Here is a 20,416-nt window from a genome sequence, read left to right on the forward strand (position 1 = left end):
CCAAGATATTACCTAAGTCAGTAATCTAGTGTTTTTTAAGTGGGATTTTTTTTGAACATCAATTTTATAAAAATTATTGCGAGTACTATTTTTGCCCTTTTAGCGTTTGCGGCAAACTCTGTGCTATGTAGGTTAGCATTAGGTGATAATGCCATTGACGCAAGCAGTTTTACTATTATACGGCTTCTTTCGGGCATTATTATATTAATTCTTGTGCTGCAACTAACACGTAAATCAAATGAAACAAAACCTAAATCTAAAGGCAGTTGGTTGGCGGCAGGTATGCTCTTTATTTATGCTATCGCTTTTTCATTTGGCTATATCTCATTAGATACAGGAACAGGCGCACTGATTTTATTTGGCGCAGTACAAATAACGATGATTATGGCGAGTGTAATTTCAGGTAATAAACTTCATTTTACTGAATGGGTAGGACTCATTATTGCATTTTCTGGTTTTGTTTATTTAATCGTGCCTAGCCTAGTAACACCATCATTTAAAGGCTTTATACTTATGGCTGTTTCAGGTATTGCTTGGGGACTTTATACCCTTGCTGGCAGAACATCTAAAAATCCACTTAGTGATACCGCCTATAATTTTATGAGAACATCTCCTTTTATTTTAATACTGATAATTTTTGGACTTAATGATGCTCATATAACACCAATGGGGATATTACTTGCGGTATTGTCTGGTGGTATAGCTTCTGGCATAGGCTATTTTGTTTGGTATATAGCGCTGCGGGGACTCTCTGTTACACAAGCCGCTGTTGTGCAGTTGTTTGTACCTGTTATTGCTGCTGCAGGCGGAATAGTGTTTGCCAATGAACTGATTACATTACGTTTGGTTGAGTCATCCGCTTTAGTGCTTGGTGGTATTTTAACGGTGATCTTAGGTCGATACTATTTTGTTCAGTTAGCAGCAAAGAAGCCACCCATCACTTAATGCATGTTTTTAATCAGCACTCAGCTGACCATTATTGAAAAGTTAGCGTCTTAGCTTAACATTAATGCACATCGCCATTGATAATCGTTTAACCGCCTCATTCATACAACCGATAATCCCAAGGGTTAAGTGGGATTGATCCACATCACTGTGCAGCATCGCACGAAAGCTCAATAGTACCGAAATAGCCCAATAGTACAGTTATAGGGTTCGATCGTATGCGACATTCTTAAACTAAGTGACTACAATAATAGTAATTTTGTACTATTGTACCTTTTTGGTGATAGCGGTCCCGTCGAAAACAGCGCTAATTCTGATGGCGAACGCTTAGCTTAGTTTAATATTTTCCCTTAATGAGGAAAAATAAACCTAAGGTGCTAACCTATGAAGGTAGTAATAAATATTATTGCTCAAACTTTTGATTTTTTAGGCATAAGTTAACTATAAATAAACGCATCATTATATAATTATCAATAAGTTGTTCAAAGTTTATCTTAAGGTAGAAGTTTGCGCTGTTGAAAATAATTCAATCTGTTAATACAGAGATAATCAGAAATAAAAATCAGCTACTTTAATAAGTGGTGTACTTAATAAATAGATGAGTTGATAATTTTTTAGCTCAGTTTTGGAGAGAAAGTTATGATTGCATTCAAGTTAAATGGGAAAAATGTTTCCTCTACTGCAGAGGAAGACACGCCTTTATTATGGGTTATCCGTGATGAATTTGGCTTTAAAGGCACAAAATTTGGCTGTGGTATTGGAATGTGTGGTGCTTGTACTGTACATATCGATGGTGCGGCGATCAGAACCTGCTCTTTTCCATTAATAGCCGCCGCAAATAAAAATATCACCACGATTGAAGGTTTAGACAACAATCATCCATTACAGCAAACCTGGATCGATGAACAAGTACCTCAGTGCGGCTACTGTCAATCTGGACAAATTATGCAGGCCGCAACTTTGCTAGCCAGTAATACTTCGCCAAGTGACCAAGAAATTGTTGATCATATGAGCGGCAATTTATGTCGTTGTATGGCGTATATCCGTATTCAAAGCGCCATTAAAAGTGCTGCAGATGTTATGTCAGCCGATGTACAAACGTTTGATCCACGCTCTTCAACCCAACAATCATAAAGGCGTATGACAATGCAAAATATTAAAGATGCAAAAAACAATGTCAGCTTATCTCGCCGTCGTTTTTTAGTTGGTACGGTCAGTAGTACATTATTAATGGCTTTCGCCCCCCTAGCTAGCGCCGCCAATATCGGGCAAAGCCCACAAGAAACTCTGAAAAATAAATTATTTTCGCCAACGGTATGGTTTGAAATTAACCCACAGGGCGATGTGAACATTAATATTGCTAAGGCAGAAATGGGGCAGCATATTGGTACGGCACTCGCACGTGTTGTGGCGGATGAGTTAGGCGCAGATTGGTCTAAAGTCTCTATTACTCATGTAGACACTGACCCTAAATGGGGTTATATGGTCACGGGCGGTTCTTGGTCAGTATTTCAAACGTTTAAGCCACTTTCTCAGGCTGGGGCAGCCGGTCGTATTGCGCTAATAGAAGCCGCGGCAAAAATATTGAATTGCCCAGCAGAGCAATGTCGTGTTGAAAATGGTGCAGTAATTTATCAAGAACAATCGTTAAGTTTTGGTGAAATTGTCACTCAGGGCACCTTTAATCGTGTCTTTACACCAAAAGAAATTGATGCCTTACCCTTAAAACCAGCCAGTAAAAGAACATTAGTCGGCAAGCCTAGTTTAGCCCTCGATATTCCCGATAAAACCAATGGCTCGGCGGTTTATGGTATTGATGTTGAGTTGGAAGGGATGGTTTATGCTCGACCTATTGTTCCACCAACACGTTATGGCACTAAGGTCACCAATGTTGATGATAGTGCGGCTAAAAAGGTTAAAGGTTATCTTGGCTATCATATTTTGCAAGACCCAAGTGAAAACATTCAGGGCTGGGTGAGTGTCGAGGCCGATACTTATTACGGCGCGATTAAAGCCGGCGATGCGTTAAAAGTAAGCTATCAAGCGGGTAAAACAGCCAAAGTTAGCGAGCAAGATATTATTAAAGAAGGTGAGCGTTTAGTTGCTGATGAAAACGAAGGTGGGTTGTTTATTAATGACGGCGACTTTTCAGCGGCGAGTGCCAAAGCAGATAAATCTATTAATGCTGTTTACCGCACCCATACCGCGTTACATTTTGCTTTGGAGCCAGTTAACGCAACGGTAGAAGAAAAAAATGGTATGTGGCACGTTTATACCGGTAATCAATGGCAGTCGTTAACTTTGCCAGCGATCGCTAAAGCGCTACAAGTTTCAGATGAAAATGTTGTTATGCATCAGCAATACTTAGGCGGTGGCTTTGGTCGTCGTTTATTTGGCGATTATGCGATTCCAGCTGTATTAACGGCTAAAGCTATTGGCAAACCGGTAAAAATCGTCTTTACCCGAGAAGATGACTCTAGATTTGACCAACCAAGATCGCCTTCGGTTGTTTCGTTTCAAGCGCTATTTGATCAAAAAAATAAATTTACTGGCATGCAGCACGCACTTGCTGCAGGTTGGCCAACCTTATCGATGGCGCCAGGGTTTATGCCTGAAAGTTTAGATAAAAAAATTCGTGTCGATATGTTTTCCACCAGTGGTGCAGATCATTGGTACAGCATGGAAAACCATCGTGTGCGCGTGGCTAACAATAGCCTAGCACAACAAACTATGTTGCCTGGTTGGTTAAGATCCGTAGGGCAGGGTTGGATTGTTTGGGGATTAGAATCATTTATTGATGAAATAGCGCATCAAAGTAAAATGGATCCTATTGATTTTCGTTTATCCATGCTTGATGGTTTAGGAAAGCAAGCGGGTAAAGCACCAGAAAGTGTTGGTGGTGCTAAGCGTTTAGCTCATGTATTAACTAGGCTAAAAGAAAAGACTGCCAATGTTAAGTTAGGAAAGAACGAAGCGATTGGTGTTGCGATAAGTGCGGGACAAGAACGTACCATGCCGGCTTGGATGGCTTGTGCCGCTCAAGTACATGTCGAACCTAGCTCTGGCAAAATCACGGTTAAGAAATTGACTATGATTGCTGATGCCGGCGTTATTATTCATCCTGATGGCGCTTTAGCTCAAGTACAAGGGTCAATGCTATGGGGAACAAGCTTAGCATTACACGAACAAAGTCCGATAGAAAATGGTCAAGTAAGTAATCTTAACTTAAACACCTACACTCCATTAAGAATGAATGATGTGCCTGAGCTTGATATCGAATTTGTTGAAAGCGAAGAGTTTCCTGTTGGCTTAGGTGAGCCTGGCGTTGTGTCAATAGCGCCCGCTATCGCCAATGCTATTTTTCAGATAACAGGGGTTAGAGTACGAGATTTACCTATTAAGTCAGCGGCGTTAGTAAGTACATAAAATATTATTAGTTTTTTGAATCGCTAAGATGGCCAATAAGACAGATGGTCATAGGTAATAATAACAAAGCCTTTTGTGTCGATAATACGTCACTAAAGGCTTTTTTTAGAAGTCAGTAAAAGATAAGGTAGTACTTAATTGTCTTATTAAATTGGCTAACTAACAATAACTATTATAGCCGACAAGTTCATTGGCCCTTAATGGCCTGATTAATATTAACGGGGAGAAAAAAATGTTCAGTCATATAATGATCGGCGCAAATGATGTCGCACAATCAAAAGTTTTTTATGATGCCATTCTTGGTGCCATGGGACACGAGCCTGGTGTAATTGACGCCAAAGGTCGTTGTTTTTATTTTACCAAAAATGGTGTTTTTGCGCTAAGTAAGCCGATAGACGGTAAGCCTGCTAGTCATGGTAATGGCTCTACTATTGGTTTCGCAGCTGAGAGTACCGCTATTGCTGATGCATGGCACGCAGCGGGTGTTGCTAATGGTGGTCGTGCATGTGAAGACCTTCCGGGTGTAAGAGATGGAACGATAGGTAAGATTTATCTCGCTTATTTACGTGATCCCTCAGATAACAAAATTTGTGCGCTTCATCGAATCGTTTAAAAATAATTGTTAATTTTCACTATCATAATAATTTACAAAAGTAAGGGAAAAACAGCTTGAAGCATGTCCGAAATAGTGGCTTTTAGATATCTTACAGCCAGTATTATTTGCCCTTAGTTTAGTGTTTATTGGAGAACTATCTTGGCGACTAAGCAAGAAGTAACAGACTTTATGAGGACAGAGTTTCCGCAGGCCAAGTGCATTGTTGAAGCTGTTGGAGAACAATCAGCAACAATAAGACATACCGTAGGTTTTGATGAATTAAGGCCAGGTGGAACTGTATCTGGCCCCGTGTTAATGACCGTTGCCGATTGTGCTCTATATGTGGCTATTCTTGGTGAGATAGGCATCGTTTCTCTTGCTGTGACCACCAGCCTAACCATTAACTTTCTGAGAAAACCCTCTTCAAGCAAAGATATTATTGGTATATGTACCTTACTAAAAATAGGGAAGTCACTCATTGTTGGAGAGGTATCCTTATACTCCGATGGTGATGTAAACCCTGTAGCACATGTTGTCGGAACTTATTCAATACCTAAAGCAAGATAAATTAAATAAGTCGATAAATAAGCCGGGATAAGTATCGATCGAGCCTTATTTTGTATTACACTATTATCAACAATGACGTGTTACTTGACCTTCTGTTATGTCTTTAGGAACTTATGAAAAAAAATTCTATCCCACAGTTTATTGGTGTCATCATTAGTTTTGTTGCTATTTGGTTAGTTAATGATTTCTTTTTGGTTGATCAATGCTTAGATAATAGTGGTAGCTTCAATTACAGCAAAGGTGAATGTGTATTAGTTAATGGTGAAATACAAGCATCTGATTTAGGGAAGTACTTAATCGCCATTTATTTTTTTATGGGCTTATTAATTGCGTTGTCGGTTTCAATGCTCATTCAAAAAGTATGTAAAACAGAGCAAGAATAAACACTATCGACTGGTACTTTAATTGGCTATTAATTACTCCGTTATTGGCGTTGGTACTATATACGCTCAGCTGAACGCCAAAATAAAGGTAACATATTATATGATCACAAGTCGCTACGTTGAGTGGCTTCTTTATCGAATATTGAATTTATATATCCTGCTGTTTTTTCGCTATAGCGTTAATGTTTTCATCAAATGAATGTCTTCTTGATAAAAAGCAGTCTAAAATCCTAGCCCATCAGTTTTTCTTGCAAAATTATGGCTAAATAATTGTCGCTATTATTAATTGCAACGATATAGTAAGCCATTAAATTGTTATAGCCTTAATGAAATGTACCGCTTTGCATTTAACCCCAACATGAGTTGTTAACACGAATCTTTTACGCAAAAGTGAAGTTAAAATCAGGTCAAATAAACAGGAACTTATAAAGTTGAACAACGAAGAAATTAATTGGGCCGTTTGTCAGCAGTGCCAAGGGCTTGGTCAAAAAAATAAAAGACCACGCAAAAAAATGCGACTTCAGTATCAGCGTCAGTTGGATGAATTTGAACAAAAACAAAGCGAAGGTACACCTCCAGTTGGTCCTAAGGGACATCTATTTGATTGTTTAAATTGCAATGGAACTGGCCTCATTCAGGCGACAAATATTACCATCGCAGATAAAGAAAACTACCCGCACATTGCTATTATTGGCGGCGGTATCGGCGGTGTTGCACTAGCAGTTGCTTGTTTGCACCGTGGTATTCCTTTTACGCTTTATGAAAGAGACAGTGGCTTTGATACTCGCTCTCAGGGCTACGGACTGACATTACAACAAGCCAGTAGAGCGATAGCAGGGCTTGGCATTTCTTTGTTAAGCCAAGGCGTTATTTCAACTCGGCATGTTGTTCATACCACCACGGGTAAAATTATTGGTGAATGGGGGATCAGAAAGTGGCATCCCTCTGCGGTGAAATCGTCGGTTAAACGCACCAATATTCATATTGCTCGCCAATCTTTGCGATTAGCTTTACTTAAGCAACTCGTTGGTGACAACCAAGTAAAATGGTGTCACCAATTAGTCGGTTATAAAGAGTCGCTGGCGGGAGGTGTTGATTTGAGCTTTCAGGTCGAAGGTGAATTTAAAAGCGCCAAGGCCGATCTTGTTGTTGGCGCCGATGGTATTCGCAGTTCAGTGCGAAAATTACTGATAACTGATGATAAAACACCTCTACGATACTTAGACTGTATTGTTATTTTGGGTATTTGTCCTTTGGCGGCACTCGAAGGACTTAAAAGTTCACTGCTGGACTCAGCGACTGTTTTTCAAACGGCGAATGGTAATGAACGTATTTATATGATGCCTTATGCGTCTGACTCTGTGATGTGGCAGCTTAGTTTTCCTATGCCTGAAGCGGAAGCTAAGGCATTAAGTGCTAAAGGTCCTCAGGCACTAAAAGACGAAGCGTGTCGAAGAACTCAGTGGCATGACCCTATACCGCAAGTTTTAGCTGCTACCTTAGTGGCTCAAGTTTCTGGTTATCCCGTGTATGATAGGCCATTACTCGAAGCTGAATTATTGCAGCAAGGGCAACAAGCTACGCTCATTGGCGATGCGGCTCACCCGATGAGCCCATTCAAAGGACAGGGAGCCAATCAAGCGCTTCTCGATGCGTTGTCGCTTGCACGCGGCATATCGGTAGGATGTCGGCCATTATCTCAATGGCGAGATGTTGGCATCAGGGAAAGTGTCCTCAATGAGTTTGAAGCAGAAATGCTAGCGCGCAGTGCCTCTAAAGTGAAGGATTCTGCAGAAGCGGCAAAGTTCCTACATACCGACACTGTACTTCATGAAGGTGATGAACCCAGGGGCCGTTGCCTTCAAAGAGATGGCTCGTAAGTAAACCTTGACTGAGCAGGCTTGTTTTTCCGTTATATTTATAGAGAGTTTTTATGATCTGTTGGCCATGTGTTTTAAAGTTAGAAGGCGAAGATGAGCTTACTTATTTAGCCTCTGCGCTAGATTTTATTTCAGAATGTCAGGATTTAATTCTTAGCGATGAGGATTATGTTATAGATTCTATGGGGGTTTGCTATTTAATAGGATGTGTATCACAACAACGAGTGCTAGTTAAAACAGAGCGAACAGTCATTATAGCGCAAGTTTTAGATTTGATCCGTGCTCATGAGTTTAGTAAGGCGGAGCTTTGTCTCACTAAAATATATTTCTTAACAGTAGCAGATGCTATTAATTCACTACGCTATTAAATCAAAGTGAACAGCTAATGAGTGGTACAACTCCAGAAAGCCTATCTATTAGGATTAATTAGCGATTATTTTTTATATAAAACATAACAAATGCCTATTATTACGCGCTATCATTTATTTAATAGCATCATCATTTTGTTAATTAACTCATGATATCAAACACGTAAAATTATTTTATAAATACGCCTTTTATAAAACTTTATACACAGCCATAACTTTATTTCTTTTCTCTCATTAATGTCTACACATAAATTGCTTTAGCGATATTTACCAACTATATTTATTTTATGTTTACGTTTCATTAACTTTAAATTTACTTTTTTGTGTGGGTAATATACAGATCGTAATATTCATACAAACAAGTAAACAAAAAGTTATGCGAATATTTCATTATTTGAAATAGGAAAACTTGAGCATTTATAGCTTTAAATAAAATGAAAGAATCTTTTAACCAGCGTTCGGAAAAGTGTATTAGGTTGGGTGTATCTGGTTAATTTATTAGTTGTCTTTTAACTTTTATTTATACATTATTAAAATAAGTAACTGAATATTATTGTAATTATTAATAGATAAGGGATTTCTATGAGATATTTAACGATAGCATTAATTTTACCTATAGCAGCATTTGCTAATCAAATTCCATTCAATGAAGCAATTACTGCGGAAATTTCTTCAGCAATTGTTAGCCAAAACTTACCAACAATGCAAAAGTCATCAACAAAAATTTCTACTTTAGCTCCTCCTCCTCCTAGTGGTGGGGATGCTTATGGTATTGCTAATGAAGATATCTTAGCGCGTATGTCTGTAAAAGATTCTGTTACGCCTTATACAACCGACTTACTCGGGGAACATATCGACCTTAACTCTGGCACTATTGGATTTAGCCATACTGATTTGGTGGCTAAAGGGATTGGCCCCGACATTGTCATAGGCCGAAAGTTCTATCCTGAAGCTGCCGGTTTAACTGCTTATAATTCATCTTTTTTTGATGATTGGTTACTTGAAATCCCCGCGATTCATACCACACTACTTTTTAATGGTTCCCGATATTCAGGTTCATGGGGAATAGGCAAGGAATGCTCTGGTTATTTAAACCCTGGAGGGATTTCTGATCATGGTAACGTGTTTGAATCTCATGAATACTGGAACGGTGACTCTCTTATTTTACCGGGTCGACAAGAGAAGTTAGTTGAAAAAAACGGTAGAAAAACAAAATCTAATTGGAAGTTCGATTGTTTTACACGTTCAGGTGGCAATGGCGAAGGCTTTATCGGTCACTCACCCGATGGGCTTAAATACACTTTTGACAAAATGAGATTAATATCTTCTAAGGGTATTTATCGAGATTATAAAGTTACCTCACGGTATCAAGCCTTTATGTTGGCTTCAAAAGTAGAAGATCGTTTCGGTAATTGGATTCAGTATAATTATTCTGGTAACAAGCTAACTTCAATAACGTCTAGTGATGGCAGAACAGTTTTTATGACTTATGGAACGGGATCCCATCTAAATCATATCACTAAAGTTTCTTACAACGGACGTCATTGGATATATTCATATGGGAGTACTAAAGGGTTAGATTCTGTCACCAGACCTGATGGTAAAAACTGGATTTTTGATTTAAGCCCATATAGAAATGCTAAACCAACTGTTGGTACCAGGGATGGTGACAAAATGGATGATTGTGCATACACCATAAATTATACACCAAAAAACAGTACTGCAAGTATCACACACCCTGATGGTGTAACTGGCACATTTCAATTTGAAGGAAAAGTTCAAGGAAGAAGTAACACGCTTGAAACCACTACCAGTAATAACGGTCCCTATATACAACCACAATGCTACGCAACCATGTCTATCATTGAAAAAGTGTTAGAGGGACCGGGAATGTCCAAGATGACATGGAATTATGATTACTCTGAAAACATAGGTTTTGCCGCTAATGAAAATATCCATAGTAGTATGTTATTAAAGGGTACATTACCGAGCAATATCAATAATAAAGATTATAAATGGACACAAGTAATAGCTCCCGATAACAGTCGAACAAAATACTATCATAACCGTGATTACTACAGTTACTTAGACGGTAGCTTAGTCGCTGTAGAAGAATTTGATACAAACGGTGCGATGCTGCTCCAAACAAAGAAAACATTTACTCGTCAAAATATCGGTAATGTGGGATTTGAATTAAGTAGTGGTGTTGCTCATTCAAACAGAGCGTTAATTGCGTCTGAAGTAAAAGAATACTACAGAGTCGGTGGTAAAGATGTTTTTACTCAGCTAACCACCTCATATGATATTTATGGTAATCCAACGCAGACACATCAATACAATGATGCTAATGGCAACAAACATAAATATATTCAAACCACCTATAATAATGATCCAACATACTGGCTGATTGGTCGGCCATATCAAACAAAGGTCTTTAACGGTTCTACTTATGAAGAAGTAGCAAAAACGACTTATCACTCTGCTGCGGGGATCTACAAGTCACAACCCGCTAACCAATACTCTTTTGGTCGTTGGCATACCAATTACACCTATTTATCAAATGGATTACCTAATAAAATAACAAGAAATGCCAATAATCAGTGGGTAAAATATTCAAATTATTATCGTGGAATTCCTAGAACTATTCAGACGCCTAAGAGCCGCAGTACAGTTTCTCAATATGGTTATCGAATAGTCAATGCCAATGCTCAGGTTACTCGAGTAACGGATTTTGAAGGTAACTGTGAAAACTACAGCTATAACACTTTAGGGCGGTTAATCTTAATAGACCCTTGTGACGAAGAATGGTCAAATACCAATATTTCATATTCACAGTCATCAGGTGGTATTGGCGTTCCAGGAACCGTTTCAGATATGACGGTTCAAACGGTTAGTCAAGGTGATTACCGTAAACAAACTTTTTATGATGGACTATTGAGGCCATTGGCCGTAAAAGAGTGGGATAACGGCGATAGTAGTAATACAACAAGGTATGTAAGAACAAACTTTAACTACTTAAATAAACCAACTTTTCAAAGTCAGCAGACAAGTTCTGCGTCTACTTATTATGGTGTTAATTACAGCTATGATGGATTAGGGCGTCCAAAGGCGGTTAATAACAATGCCATTTCAGGTAAAATAGCTTATCGATATTTGGTTAATGACAAAGTAGAAGTTAATGATAATAAAGGCAATGTTACCACAACCACTTATTTGTCGTATGCATCCCCTAGTCAATCAATGCCTATTTTAATTAACTCACCCGCTTATGTTAGTACAAGTATGGCCTACAATATCTACGGTAATGTTAGCAGCGTTAGCCAAGGCGGAGAGCATGAATACCGTGTTTATGATGATTATCAAAAGCTTTGTAAAGTTGTTAGAGAGGATGTTGGCCCGAGAGCTTATTCATTTGATAGTGTCGGACAGTTAAGCTGGAAAGCTTATGGAACGTCAATTAGCACTAGTACCACCTCGTGCGATAGTTTAGTAAGTAGTTCAAATAAAACGAATTACGTCTATGGATACCGAGGAAATACTATTTCAGAAACATATGAGGATGATAGAGCAAACAAAAGCTTTTATTATGATAGAAATGGTCAGTTAATTACCCTTAATACGGGCAGTGTTGCTAGTCATTATTCATACAATAGTTTAGGGGGATTGGCCTCTGAAAGCTTATCTATAGACGGGAATACCTTCAACTTAATTTATCAAACGGATAATTTAGGTAATCAAAGTTCAATCACTTATCCCAGTGGGCAAGTGCTGAATGTCAAGCATAATGCGTTAAGTCAACAATTGCGAGTGGGTAATTACGCAACGAATGCTAAGTATCATGCATTAGGTGCTATTAAGTCTCATAATTATAGCAATGGTTTTGTGTATTCTGCTACGCTAAATAGTGCTGGCTTACTTGCTTCAACCTATGATGTAAGAAGTGGTACTTATGCGATAAAACAAGCCATGACCTACGACTCAAATAATAATTTGACGTTCTGGGATGACCAAAAAAATAATGCTTATGATTTAAAAGCAACCTATGACGGGCTTGATAGGTTAAACCTGATCACCGATAGTTACTCGGGTACAGGAGATGTTAATTACGACACCAAAGGTAATATTACCTACTATAAAATAGGCTCTAAATCGATTGGGTATGCTTATGACAGCTTAAACCGTTTAAATTACACCACAGGAAGTAAATCATATAACTTTCTTTACGACAGTAGAGGGAATGTCACCTCAAATGGTCATGATAGCTTTTCGTATAATGTTGCTGGTCAAATGGACGAAGCAAGTGGCAATACTTATGTTTATGATGGCCATAACCGAAGAGTGAAAACAAACGATGGTTCAGGCTTAAGTTATTCGATGTACAGCTTATCTGGTCAGCTAATGTTTAGAAAAGTTGGTGGTGTTAACAAAGATTACTATCGTTTAGGTGGTAAATTAGTAGCTACAAAAAATACCAGTGTAGAATTCATTCATACTGACTATTTAGGCAGCCCCGCTGCATTTAGTAACTTAGCGGGAGTGATTATAAAAACTCTACACTATCAACCTTTTGGTGAAACGATTGGAACACAAAGTGACGATGTAGGTTATACCGGACATAAGTTTGATACAGATATTGGTTTAAGTTATATGCAGGCACGATACTACGATCCCGTTATCGGGCGGTTTTATTCGAATGATCCTGTTGGGTTTAACAATGTTCATAACTTTAATCGTTATGCTTATGCAAATAATAATCCGTATAAGTATACTGATCCTGATGGGAAGGCTTCCTATTTGGTTAGCAAGGCACTAAGCTTTACAAGTTCAGCTAACCACAACTTTATTGTTTACAATGCAAAATCTATAGGTGACCCTTTGGCTACAGTGAGGTCATTCGGTGATACTGGTAATGACAAAATGGGCGAAGTAAATTCTGATACACGAGGGTTTTCAGAAGGTACTTCTGATTCAGATATGGAAGCTTGGCAAAGTCTAAGTATTGAAGGTTCAGAAGTTACTTATCGTAAGATTGATGCAACGGACGCGGAAGTTGCTAAGATTACTGATTCTGTGCAAGGAGGCCAAGAATATAGTGCGGTGCCAGAAGTACAAGGTGGTGTAAACAGTAATTCCGCTGCTGGAGCGATTGCTAAGAAAGCTGATGGGGGGTATTCTTTTGTAAATAACGGTATAAGCCAACCCGGTAGCACAGTTCCTGAAAGAGTTGGGTTTAAGGAGAAAGATAAATGAGAATTAGACCTCTCTTATCAATATTATGTTTTCTGTTTTTGAGCTACCCTGCTTATCTATGGTTAACTTATATTGATGAAACAGTTACATCTGGCTCAGCATATGGTTTGAAGATTGGAGCAAATAAGAATAATGTATATAAATCACTTGCAAGATCTCTGAGCCAATTTAAAGGTGATGGAGACTCCGTATTTATTCAAATTAAAGTAACTACTGAAACAGCTAAAGATTTAGCAACGAAACCAGATTTTAATGTAATGGTTGAACCGTTATTTCATCCAATAGGTTTTTCTTCATTTGAAAAACAGGATACATGGTCTTTTTACGTGAATGCGTCGTATTTTAACTCATTAAAGCTGAAGTTTTGTGAAGAAAAGTTATGTGAAATACATAGGCACAGAAAGTATTTTGAACTTCCTTAGAAATACTTAGAAAAATAAAAGAGGTCGGTGACACTTGAGAATAGATCTTATTTGCTATTGTCATTAATCAGCTATAATGAACGGGGTATTCACTATCGAAAGGAGTCGATAATGCTCCATAAACCATGCCACTTTTTAACGCATGTTCACTATCATGTTATTAGTCGCGGCAATAATCATAATGTGTTCTTTTTTGCCGATGCTGGTTATCTGTTTTACCTTAAGTGTCTATATGACGCTTGCAAAAAACACCACTTATTATGCCACCCATAATAACTTATGCTGTTTTGTTTTAATAAACTAGAGTTAAGTTACCCTTAATAAGTCGGGTGATCGTTATGCCTAAGCCTAGTTCACAAAAAATTATTTTATTGGATACACCTTTTTATTTCATTTGCGGTCGCTCGGTACGTAAGGCTTTTGTTTGTGGGGTTGATAATGAAAAGGGGGCATAACTTGTATTTATAGAAAGTTTTTTAATGGAATTTAGCGACTTACTTCTAATGGTAAAGTCACTAAAAATTTTTAAACATATAGTTTAATAAACCTGGAGAACAACATGAAAAAATTTACTACGTTTATAGCTCGCTGCATTATTTTAGTGTCGTCTATCATTACAACATCGTATGCCAATGATCAGATAACAGACAAACAAATTTATCAGTTAATGGATAAGTCAGGGATAACCCAGTCAATTGAGGGACTACCGCTACAATTGCAAGCGATGGGACAACAAATGGCTTTAACGGCTAAAAATCCAGTTGAACATGAAAAATTTATGCAAGTGTTTGCATCGTCATTAAATCCTGATGTGATGCTAAAAAAAATGACTGAAAACATAAGGAAGAATGTTTCATTAGCTGAACTACAGCCGATTCTTACATGGTTGGATAGTGATCTTGCTTCTCGCGTTGTAAGTGCTGAACTTCAATCTACTGATCCAATGTTTCAGCAAAATTTAATGCTTTATATGGCTGAGTTGCAATCAAGCCCGCCATCTCCTGAGAGAACAAAAGTAATTATTAATTATGTTGAGTCATCAGGAATTGTAGAGCAAGGGATGAATTTGATGATGGCGATGTTAGAAAATATGTTTGAGGCGTTGAAAATAAACCAACCAGAAAATGTTGAGCTTGCCACGCAACTCGATGCTCAATTAGAACAAATGGCGGTCAATATAAAGCCTGCAATGGAACAGCAAATGGTTTTAACGTCATATTTTATTTATCGTGACATCAGTAATGAAGATTTAAATGAATATAGTAATTTTTATAAGCAAGCTACCGGGAAAAAGTATTTGTCGCTGATGGTCGGTGCTATTGGCGATGGAATGAGTGATTGGGGTACATCACTTATTCATCAAATATCAAAAGACAAAAGCTAGAGTTTTAAGGTTGTGGGTATTTATTTACCCATATTAGCCTCGAAAGGTACTTTAAATAAAGGTACGGAAACGAAGTTCCTTATAGCTATTGATAACAAGACTTCGTTACTGCTATTAATAAAAAGTCTGTTTAACGACGTTAAACAGACTTCAAAAAACCTACGGTGATAATTAGACAAAAGCTGCGAATTATCCTGCCACTATCATCAGTTTTACGCTATAAAACTGTTAATTATTTGCTAACTTTTGCATTAAATAAGTATGTTGCAGTGCGATTCGCTTGGCGGTTTCTTTAAGGTTGGCAGCAGCAGAGTGCCCACCATCAATGTTTTCATAGTATAAAAATTTATGCCCTTGGTCTTCCATGCGTTTCGCTACTTTTCGAGCATGTCCCGGATGAACACGATCATCTTTTGTCGATGTTATAAAGAAGACTTCTGGATAATCTACAGCAGGGTCAATATTATGATAAGGCGAAATGCTCCGTAAAAACTTACCTTCAATTTCGTTTTCAGGGTCGCCATATTCGCCCATCCATGAGGCACCTGCTAATAGGGTATGATAGCGCATCATATCAAGCAGGGGCACAGCACATATTACCGCATTGAATAAATCAGGACGTTGGGTAAACATCACCCCCATTAACAAGCCTCCATTTGAGCCACCTTCGATACCTAAATGCTCAGGAGACGTAATTTTTTTGGTGATTAAATCTTGAGCGACAGCAATAAAATCATCATAAATACGTTGGCGATTGGTTTTTAAACCAGCCTGATGCCATTTAGGTCCATATTCGCCACCGCCTCTAATGTTGGCTAATACATAGACACCGCCTCTTTCTAACCACAACTTTCCACGAGTAGCGGAATAACTAGGGTTTAGAGAAACTTCAAAGCCGCCATAGCCATACAAAAGGGTTGGGTTTTTACCATCTAACTTTGTGTTCTTGTGTCGAACCACAAAGTAGGGGACTTGAGTACCGTCGGTTGAAGAAACAAAAAATTGTTCACTGACCATGCTTTCAGCATCAAACCAGCTAGGTAAAGATTTCGCTTTAGCTTTTTCACCTGTTGCGGTGTTATAAGTATAAAGTGTGTCAGGATTAAGAAAGCTCTCTGCTGAAATAAAAGCAATTTCTTCTTTACTGTTGGTACTGCCAATTGAGACGGAACCATTAGCTGGAAAGTCTAATTTTTTAGAGGTCCATTTATTGTCATGCCAATCGAATTGATGAGCAGAGCCGGTTACATCATGGTAGATGCTCATCAGTACTTTAGATTTTGTGACGCCAAAGTTACCAATTGAAGATTTTTCATCAGGACTAAAAACAAGGTTAACAAGGTCAATTTTACCATCATTCATAAAATCATCAATGTTAAAGCTGACTAAGTCGCCTAGTTTGAATCCACGCCAGTTTTCGTTTAATTTGACAATCATTTGCCCTTTAAACTCACCACTTAAATTTGATTTTTTAGGTATTGGTAATTTTATTTTTTCACTGATGCTGCCATCACTTTTGCGTGGAAACCAATAATACTCGGTGTCATAAAAGGTTAATGCACGGGTAGTAATAATTTCGCGGCGGCCATCACTTAGCTCTGTTATACCCCCCCAATAGCCAACATCTGTTTGCTCGCCACGGTCAATTTCAACGGCACTCGATAACGCAGTACCGCGTTGCCATAGTTTAGAAACCATAGGGTAACCAGATGTTGTCATGGTGTTTTTACCAAAATCAACCCCGATAATTAAGGTGTTTTTATCTAGCCAATCTATACTGCCTTTGCTTTCTTGAGTGATAAAGCCATCGGTTACAAAAGTTTGAGTTTTGGTATTAAACTCACGTTGAATAACGGCATCTTTACCGCCATCAGAAAGGCTGACCATGCAAATTTCGTAATCAGGTGAAAGGCAGTTATTGCCTTTGTAGACCCAGTTTTTATTTTCACTTTTTGACAGAGCGTCAAAGTCTAAAACAGTTTGCCAAACCGGAGTGTCTGAAAGGTAACTACTGAGGGTCGATTTTCTCCATATCCCCCTTTCATGTTGTTCATCTTGCCAAAAATTATGCACTTCTCCATTTCGATAAGACGCGTATGGAATTTTGTCTTTACTGTTAACAATTTCCAACACTTCGCTATTCATTTTTTCAAATAGAGGGTCTGCCATTAGGCGATCGAGGGTGCGGGTATTCCAGCTTTTTACTTCAGTTAATGCTTTGTTACCTAAAACTTCCTCAAGATATAAATGATCTTGGTCAGTTTTACCTAAGGTGTCATAGGTAATAGTTTTATCAAGGTTTTCCACTTTCATTACGGGGGCCTTATTAGGTTCTTTATCATTTTGGCAAGCGGTGAGTGAAAGTGCTGCGCATAAAAACAGGGTTTTCTTGGGGTGATTCAATACAGACATAGTTCCCTTCTATTAAGATTTTGCTGAATATGCATCAATATAAGCAGAGTTCGGCATTACATTCAAGTCGCAGCTGAAATAATTGATTTTGCTTGGTTTAGTCTTTATATAGCTTGTTGCGATCTTTTATTGTTTATACCGTAATTAATAACAGATAGACTGCGGTCATTAATTACTTAACGATAGAATTTATGGGCTATTTATTTGCAGTTACCCTGCTTTGGGCATTTTCATTTAGTTTAATTGGCGTTTATTTGGCAGGGCAGGTTGATGCATGGTTTAGCGTGCTTATGCGTATAACGCTTGCTACCTTAGTCTTTTTACCTTTTTTGAAATTAACACAAACACCAAAACCCTTAGCGCTAAAGCTTATGATGATAGGCGCTGTGCAACTTGGCGTTATGTATAGCTTTTATTATCATTCCTTTTTATATTTATCTGTACCGGAAGTCTTATTGTTTACGGTAATGACGCCTATCTATATTACGCTATTAAATGATGCCCTTGAAAAACACTTTAACCCTAAATTTTTTCTAACTGCCGTTATCGCCGTCGGTGGCGCTGTAGCTATCCGTTATGAAAGTATTAACAGCAACTTTTGGACAGGCTTTCTGCTCGTACAAGCAGCCAACATTTGTTTTGCAACCGGACAAGTTACGTACAAACGTTTAATGGCTAATAGCAAGTTAGATGATAAAACGGTCTTTGGCTGGTTTTTTATTGGTGCATTAATCGTTGCTGTTGTTTGCTATGCCTTATTCGGCAATTCAAATAAATTACCCAGTACAGCAACGCAATGGGGTGTCCTTATTTACCTGGGCATTGTAGCGTCGGGTTTAGGCTACTTTGGTTGGAATAAAGGTGCTACCTTAGTAAATGTCGGTGCATTAGCCGTGATGAATAATTTACTTATTCCAGCAGGTATTATTGTGAACGTACTTATTTGGAACAGAGATGCCGACCTAGTGAAGTTAAGCATTGGCGCGGGCATTATTTTAGCCGCATTATTATTCAACCATATAAATAATAGATAATAAATAATAGAGAATAGTATGTATAAAGCCTCTACTTGCTGTCAGTTTCAATGTGCGACTTTATTCAAAAGGGCAATGACTAAATTTAGTTGTCTGAAACAATGAACAGCGCTTTATAACGTGCTTACGGTTTCTCTTTTATTGATAAAAGATGATAAAAGATGATAAAAAGACTAGTCATTATTTTACGATAATAGACGACAATTGTTAGCCACTTGTTGTGATGTTAAATAAGGAATATATGCAGAACTTTTCATGGGTCTACGACCAAGCCGACATTGATTGGCAGCAGTTATCAAGGTTATATCGTATTGCGCCTTTAGGTAATAAAGCCAAAGACGACCTTAATATTGTTTTTTCAAACAGTAAGTTTAAATGCTTTATTTATGAAAAACAAAAGCTTATTGGTGCAGGGAGAGCCTTAGCTGACGGACTTGATTGTTCATATATATGTGATGTTGCCATTCATCCTGAATATCAGGGGATGGGCTTAGGGCGTAAAATGATTAATCAATTAGTTGAGTTATCTTTCGGACATAAAAAAATAATATTATATGCTAATCCGGGTAAAGAAGGTTTTTATAAAAAGCTTGGCTTTAAACAAATGAATACGGCAATGGCTATTTTTAGTAATGAACAGCAGGCAATCGATGTTGGCATATTAAGTTCAAAATAAGGGCAATCTATAAAGACCAAAACAACGAAGATGATTTTTCTATGTTGCCTAAGCCTAAGCCTAAGCCTAAGCCAAGCAAAAACACTTAGTTGATGGGATCGAGTGTAGAGGTTAAACAAGTCATAAAAGCTTTACTCGCTTTAGAAAGATAATGATTTTTTTTCCATGCCAAACTCAATTTAAAGGCGAGTTTTGGTTCAAACGGAATTGATGTTATCTGTTGTTCATTTTGCAAAATACGCGATAAACAGGTGGTGATACCGACTTCATTGCGAACCAATGATTTTTGCAGTTCAATAAGATTCGTTTCCATACGTATGTCTAATGATAAGTTCTGCGCTTTTGCATAATGGCTAACCACTTCACGTAAAAAATAACCTTGATGAAACAACACCAGTGGCTCTTGACAAAATTGTGCCAATGATAAAGTTTCTTCTTTTGCTAGCGGGTGTGAAATCGCCATAGCAGCAACAATTTCCTCATCAATAAGCTCGGTATAACGCAGTTGTTGATTCTCTAAATCACCGCGGATCAAGGCTAAGTCGAGTTCGCCATTCATTAACATTTTCTCGAGTGCCGCTGTGCCTTGGTCAATCAAGTGTATTTTTATTTTTGGATACTGTTGCTTAAATGCCGTTAACACTTTCGGAAAGTAATAAGATCCCATCATCGCGGAAACACCAAAGCGAATGGTACCTCGTTCTAAATCTTTTAGTTCTTCTAACTCTAATTCAACTTGTTTTGCTTGGCTTAATAATTGTGTTGCCAGTTTGTAGAGCACTTCGCCTTCAGCGGTTAATAAGGAGTTTTTATCGGTACGATTAATTAGTTTTAAACCAACCTCTTGTTCTAGCTTTTGAATAGCTATACTCAACGCTGGCTGAGCAATACCTATTTTATGTGCAGCCCGAGTAAAATTGCCTAATAAGGCTAATTGACAAAAATATGCTAAACGCTTTAAATTCATATTAAGCCTACTGATAAGTAAAAGTTATGATAAATATAATAACTATATATTATATTTATTTTTATTTTGAGGATAGAGTTAACGTATAAATATAAACTTTAGCGCAT

General features: G+C 38.0%; 15 protein-coding genes. 13 read left to right on the forward strand and 2 right to left on the reverse strand.

What is annotated here, in order from left to right; all coding sequences use genetic code 11:
- The first annotated feature begins 51 nt into the window (after positions 1–51).
- The 11 genes from A3Q34_RS19035 (at position 52) to A3Q34_RS19085 (ending at position 15,220) form a co-directional block, all read left to right on the forward strand.
- Positions 52–945 (forward strand): DMT family transporter, encoded by an 894-nt coding sequence (locus A3Q34_RS19035; protein ID WP_182222614.1) that lies wholly within the window; start codon positions 52–54, stop codon positions 943–945.
- 639 nt (positions 946–1,584) lie between these two features.
- On the forward strand, positions 1,585–2,079 hold the full coding sequence (locus A3Q34_RS19040; RefSeq protein WP_070376774.1) for a (2Fe-2S)-binding protein: 495 nt from the start codon (positions 1,585–1,587) through the stop codon (positions 2,077–2,079).
- A 6-nt stretch (positions 2,080–2,085) separates the two neighbouring features.
- Positions 2,086–4,371 carry a xanthine dehydrogenase family protein molybdopterin-binding subunit gene (locus A3Q34_RS19045; protein ID WP_197517623.1) on the forward strand — a complete coding sequence of 762 codons (2,286 nt, stop codon included), beginning with the start codon at positions 2,086–2,088 and terminating at the stop codon, positions 4,369–4,371.
- 232 nt (positions 4,372–4,603) lie between these two features.
- Entirely contained in the window at positions 4,604–4,984 is a 381-nt protein-coding gene (locus tag A3Q34_RS19050; RefSeq protein WP_070376776.1) for a VOC family protein, read from the forward strand.
- A gap of 138 nt (positions 4,985–5,122) precedes the next feature.
- Positions 5,123–5,533 carry a PaaI family thioesterase gene (locus tag A3Q34_RS19055; protein ID WP_331710957.1) on the forward strand — a complete coding sequence of 137 codons (411 nt, stop codon included), beginning with the start codon at positions 5,123–5,125 and terminating at the stop codon, positions 5,531–5,533.
- 113 nt (positions 5,534–5,646) lie between these two features.
- Positions 5,647–5,916, forward strand: a complete 270-nt coding sequence (locus A3Q34_RS19060) for a hypothetical protein (RefSeq protein ID WP_070376778.1) — start codon at positions 5,647–5,649, stop codon at positions 5,914–5,916.
- 431 nt (positions 5,917–6,347) lie between these two features.
- The gene (locus A3Q34_RS19065) at positions 6,348–7,796 is read left to right on the forward strand and encodes an FAD-dependent oxidoreductase (RefSeq protein ID WP_070376779.1); all 1,449 of its coding nucleotides are present in this window, start codon (positions 6,348–6,350) and stop codon (positions 7,794–7,796) included.
- Between the two features lie 53 nt (positions 7,797–7,849).
- The gene (locus A3Q34_RS19070) at positions 7,850–8,164 is read left to right on the forward strand and encodes a DUF4144 family protein (RefSeq protein WP_070376780.1); all 315 of its coding nucleotides are present in this window, start codon (positions 7,850–7,852) and stop codon (positions 8,162–8,164) included.
- A 582-nt stretch (positions 8,165–8,746) separates the two neighbouring features.
- The gene (locus tag A3Q34_RS20990) at positions 8,747–13,414 is read left to right on the forward strand and encodes an RHS repeat domain-containing protein (RefSeq protein ID WP_070376781.1); all 4,668 of its coding nucleotides are present in this window, start codon (positions 8,747–8,749) and stop codon (positions 13,412–13,414) included.
- Complete coding sequence (locus tag A3Q34_RS19080) at positions 13,411–13,836, forward strand: hypothetical protein (protein ID WP_070376782.1); 426 nt, start codon at positions 13,411–13,413, stop codon at positions 13,834–13,836. The genes A3Q34_RS20990 and A3Q34_RS19080 overlap by 4 nt, the downstream gene beginning before the upstream one ends.
- A 559-nt stretch (positions 13,837–14,395) precedes the next feature.
- Positions 14,396–15,220 (forward strand): hypothetical protein, encoded by an 825-nt coding sequence (locus A3Q34_RS19085; RefSeq protein ID WP_070376783.1) that lies wholly within the window; start codon positions 14,396–14,398, stop codon positions 15,218–15,220.
- 228 nt (positions 15,221–15,448) lie between these two features.
- On the opposite strand, the gene A3Q34_RS19090 is transcribed toward A3Q34_RS19085, so the two are convergent.
- A complete protein-coding gene (locus A3Q34_RS19090; RefSeq protein ID WP_070376784.1) occupies positions 15,449–17,632 on the reverse strand; it encodes a prolyl oligopeptidase family serine peptidase in 2,184 nt (727 codons plus the stop codon).
- A gap of 191 nt (positions 17,633–17,823) precedes the next feature.
- On the opposite strand from A3Q34_RS19090, the gene A3Q34_RS19095 reads away from it, so the two are divergent.
- On the forward strand, positions 17,824–18,666 hold the full coding sequence (locus A3Q34_RS19095; protein ID WP_070376785.1) for a carboxylate/amino acid/amine transporter: 843 nt from the start codon (positions 17,824–17,826) through the stop codon (positions 18,664–18,666).
- Positions 18,667–18,907: 241 nt separating this feature from the next.
- Complete coding sequence (locus tag A3Q34_RS19100) at positions 18,908–19,342, forward strand: GNAT family N-acetyltransferase (protein ID WP_070376786.1); 435 nt, start codon at positions 18,908–18,910, stop codon at positions 19,340–19,342.
- An 85-nt stretch (positions 19,343–19,427) separates the two neighbouring features.
- On the opposite strand, the gene A3Q34_RS19105 is transcribed toward A3Q34_RS19100, so the two are convergent.
- Positions 19,428–20,309, reverse strand: a complete 882-nt coding sequence (locus A3Q34_RS19105) for a LysR family transcriptional regulator (protein ID WP_070376787.1) — start codon at positions 20,307–20,309, stop codon at positions 19,428–19,430.
- Between the last annotated feature and the right edge of the window lie 107 nt (positions 20,310–20,416).

Source organism: Colwellia sp. PAMC 20917 (genome assembly GCF_001767295.1).
GTDB lineage: Bacteria > Pseudomonadota > Gammaproteobacteria > Enterobacterales > Alteromonadaceae > Colwellia_A.

Coding starts and splice junctions, on each gene's coding strand:
- A3Q34_RS19040 (WP_070376774.1), top strand. CDS start 1,585: ATGATTGCATTCAAGTTAAATGGGAAAAATGTTTCCTCTACTGCAGAG.
- A3Q34_RS20990 (WP_070376781.1), top strand. CDS start 8,747: ATGAGATATTTAACGATAGCATTAATTTTACCTATAGCAGCATTTGCT.
- A3Q34_RS19100 (WP_070376786.1), top strand. CDS start 18,908: ATGCAGAACTTTTCATGGGTCTACGACCAAGCCGACATTGATTGGCAG.
- A3Q34_RS19050 (WP_070376776.1), top strand. CDS start 4,604: ATGTTCAGTCATATAATGATCGGCGCAAATGATGTCGCACAATCAAAA.
- A3Q34_RS19085 (WP_070376783.1), top strand. CDS start 14,396: ATGAAAAAATTTACTACGTTTATAGCTCGCTGCATTATTTTAGTGTCG.
- A3Q34_RS19060 (WP_070376778.1), top strand. CDS start 5,647: ATGAAAAAAAATTCTATCCCACAGTTTATTGGTGTCATCATTAGTTTT.
- A3Q34_RS19090 (WP_070376784.1), bottom strand. CDS start 17,632: ATGTCTGTATTGAATCACCCCAAGAAAACCCTGTTTTTATGCGCAGCA.
- A3Q34_RS19080 (WP_070376782.1), top strand. CDS start 13,411: ATGAGAATTAGACCTCTCTTATCAATATTATGTTTTCTGTTTTTGAGC.
- A3Q34_RS19105 (WP_070376787.1), bottom strand. CDS start 20,309: ATGAATTTAAAGCGTTTAGCATATTTTTGTCAATTAGCCTTATTAGGC.
- A3Q34_RS19070 (WP_070376780.1), top strand. CDS start 7,850: ATGATCTGTTGGCCATGTGTTTTAAAGTTAGAAGGCGAAGATGAGCTT.
- A3Q34_RS19095 (WP_070376785.1), top strand. CDS start 17,824: ATGGGCTATTTATTTGCAGTTACCCTGCTTTGGGCATTTTCATTTAGT.
- A3Q34_RS19045 (WP_197517623.1), top strand. CDS start 2,086: ATGACAATGCAAAATATTAAAGATGCAAAAAACAATGTCAGCTTATCT.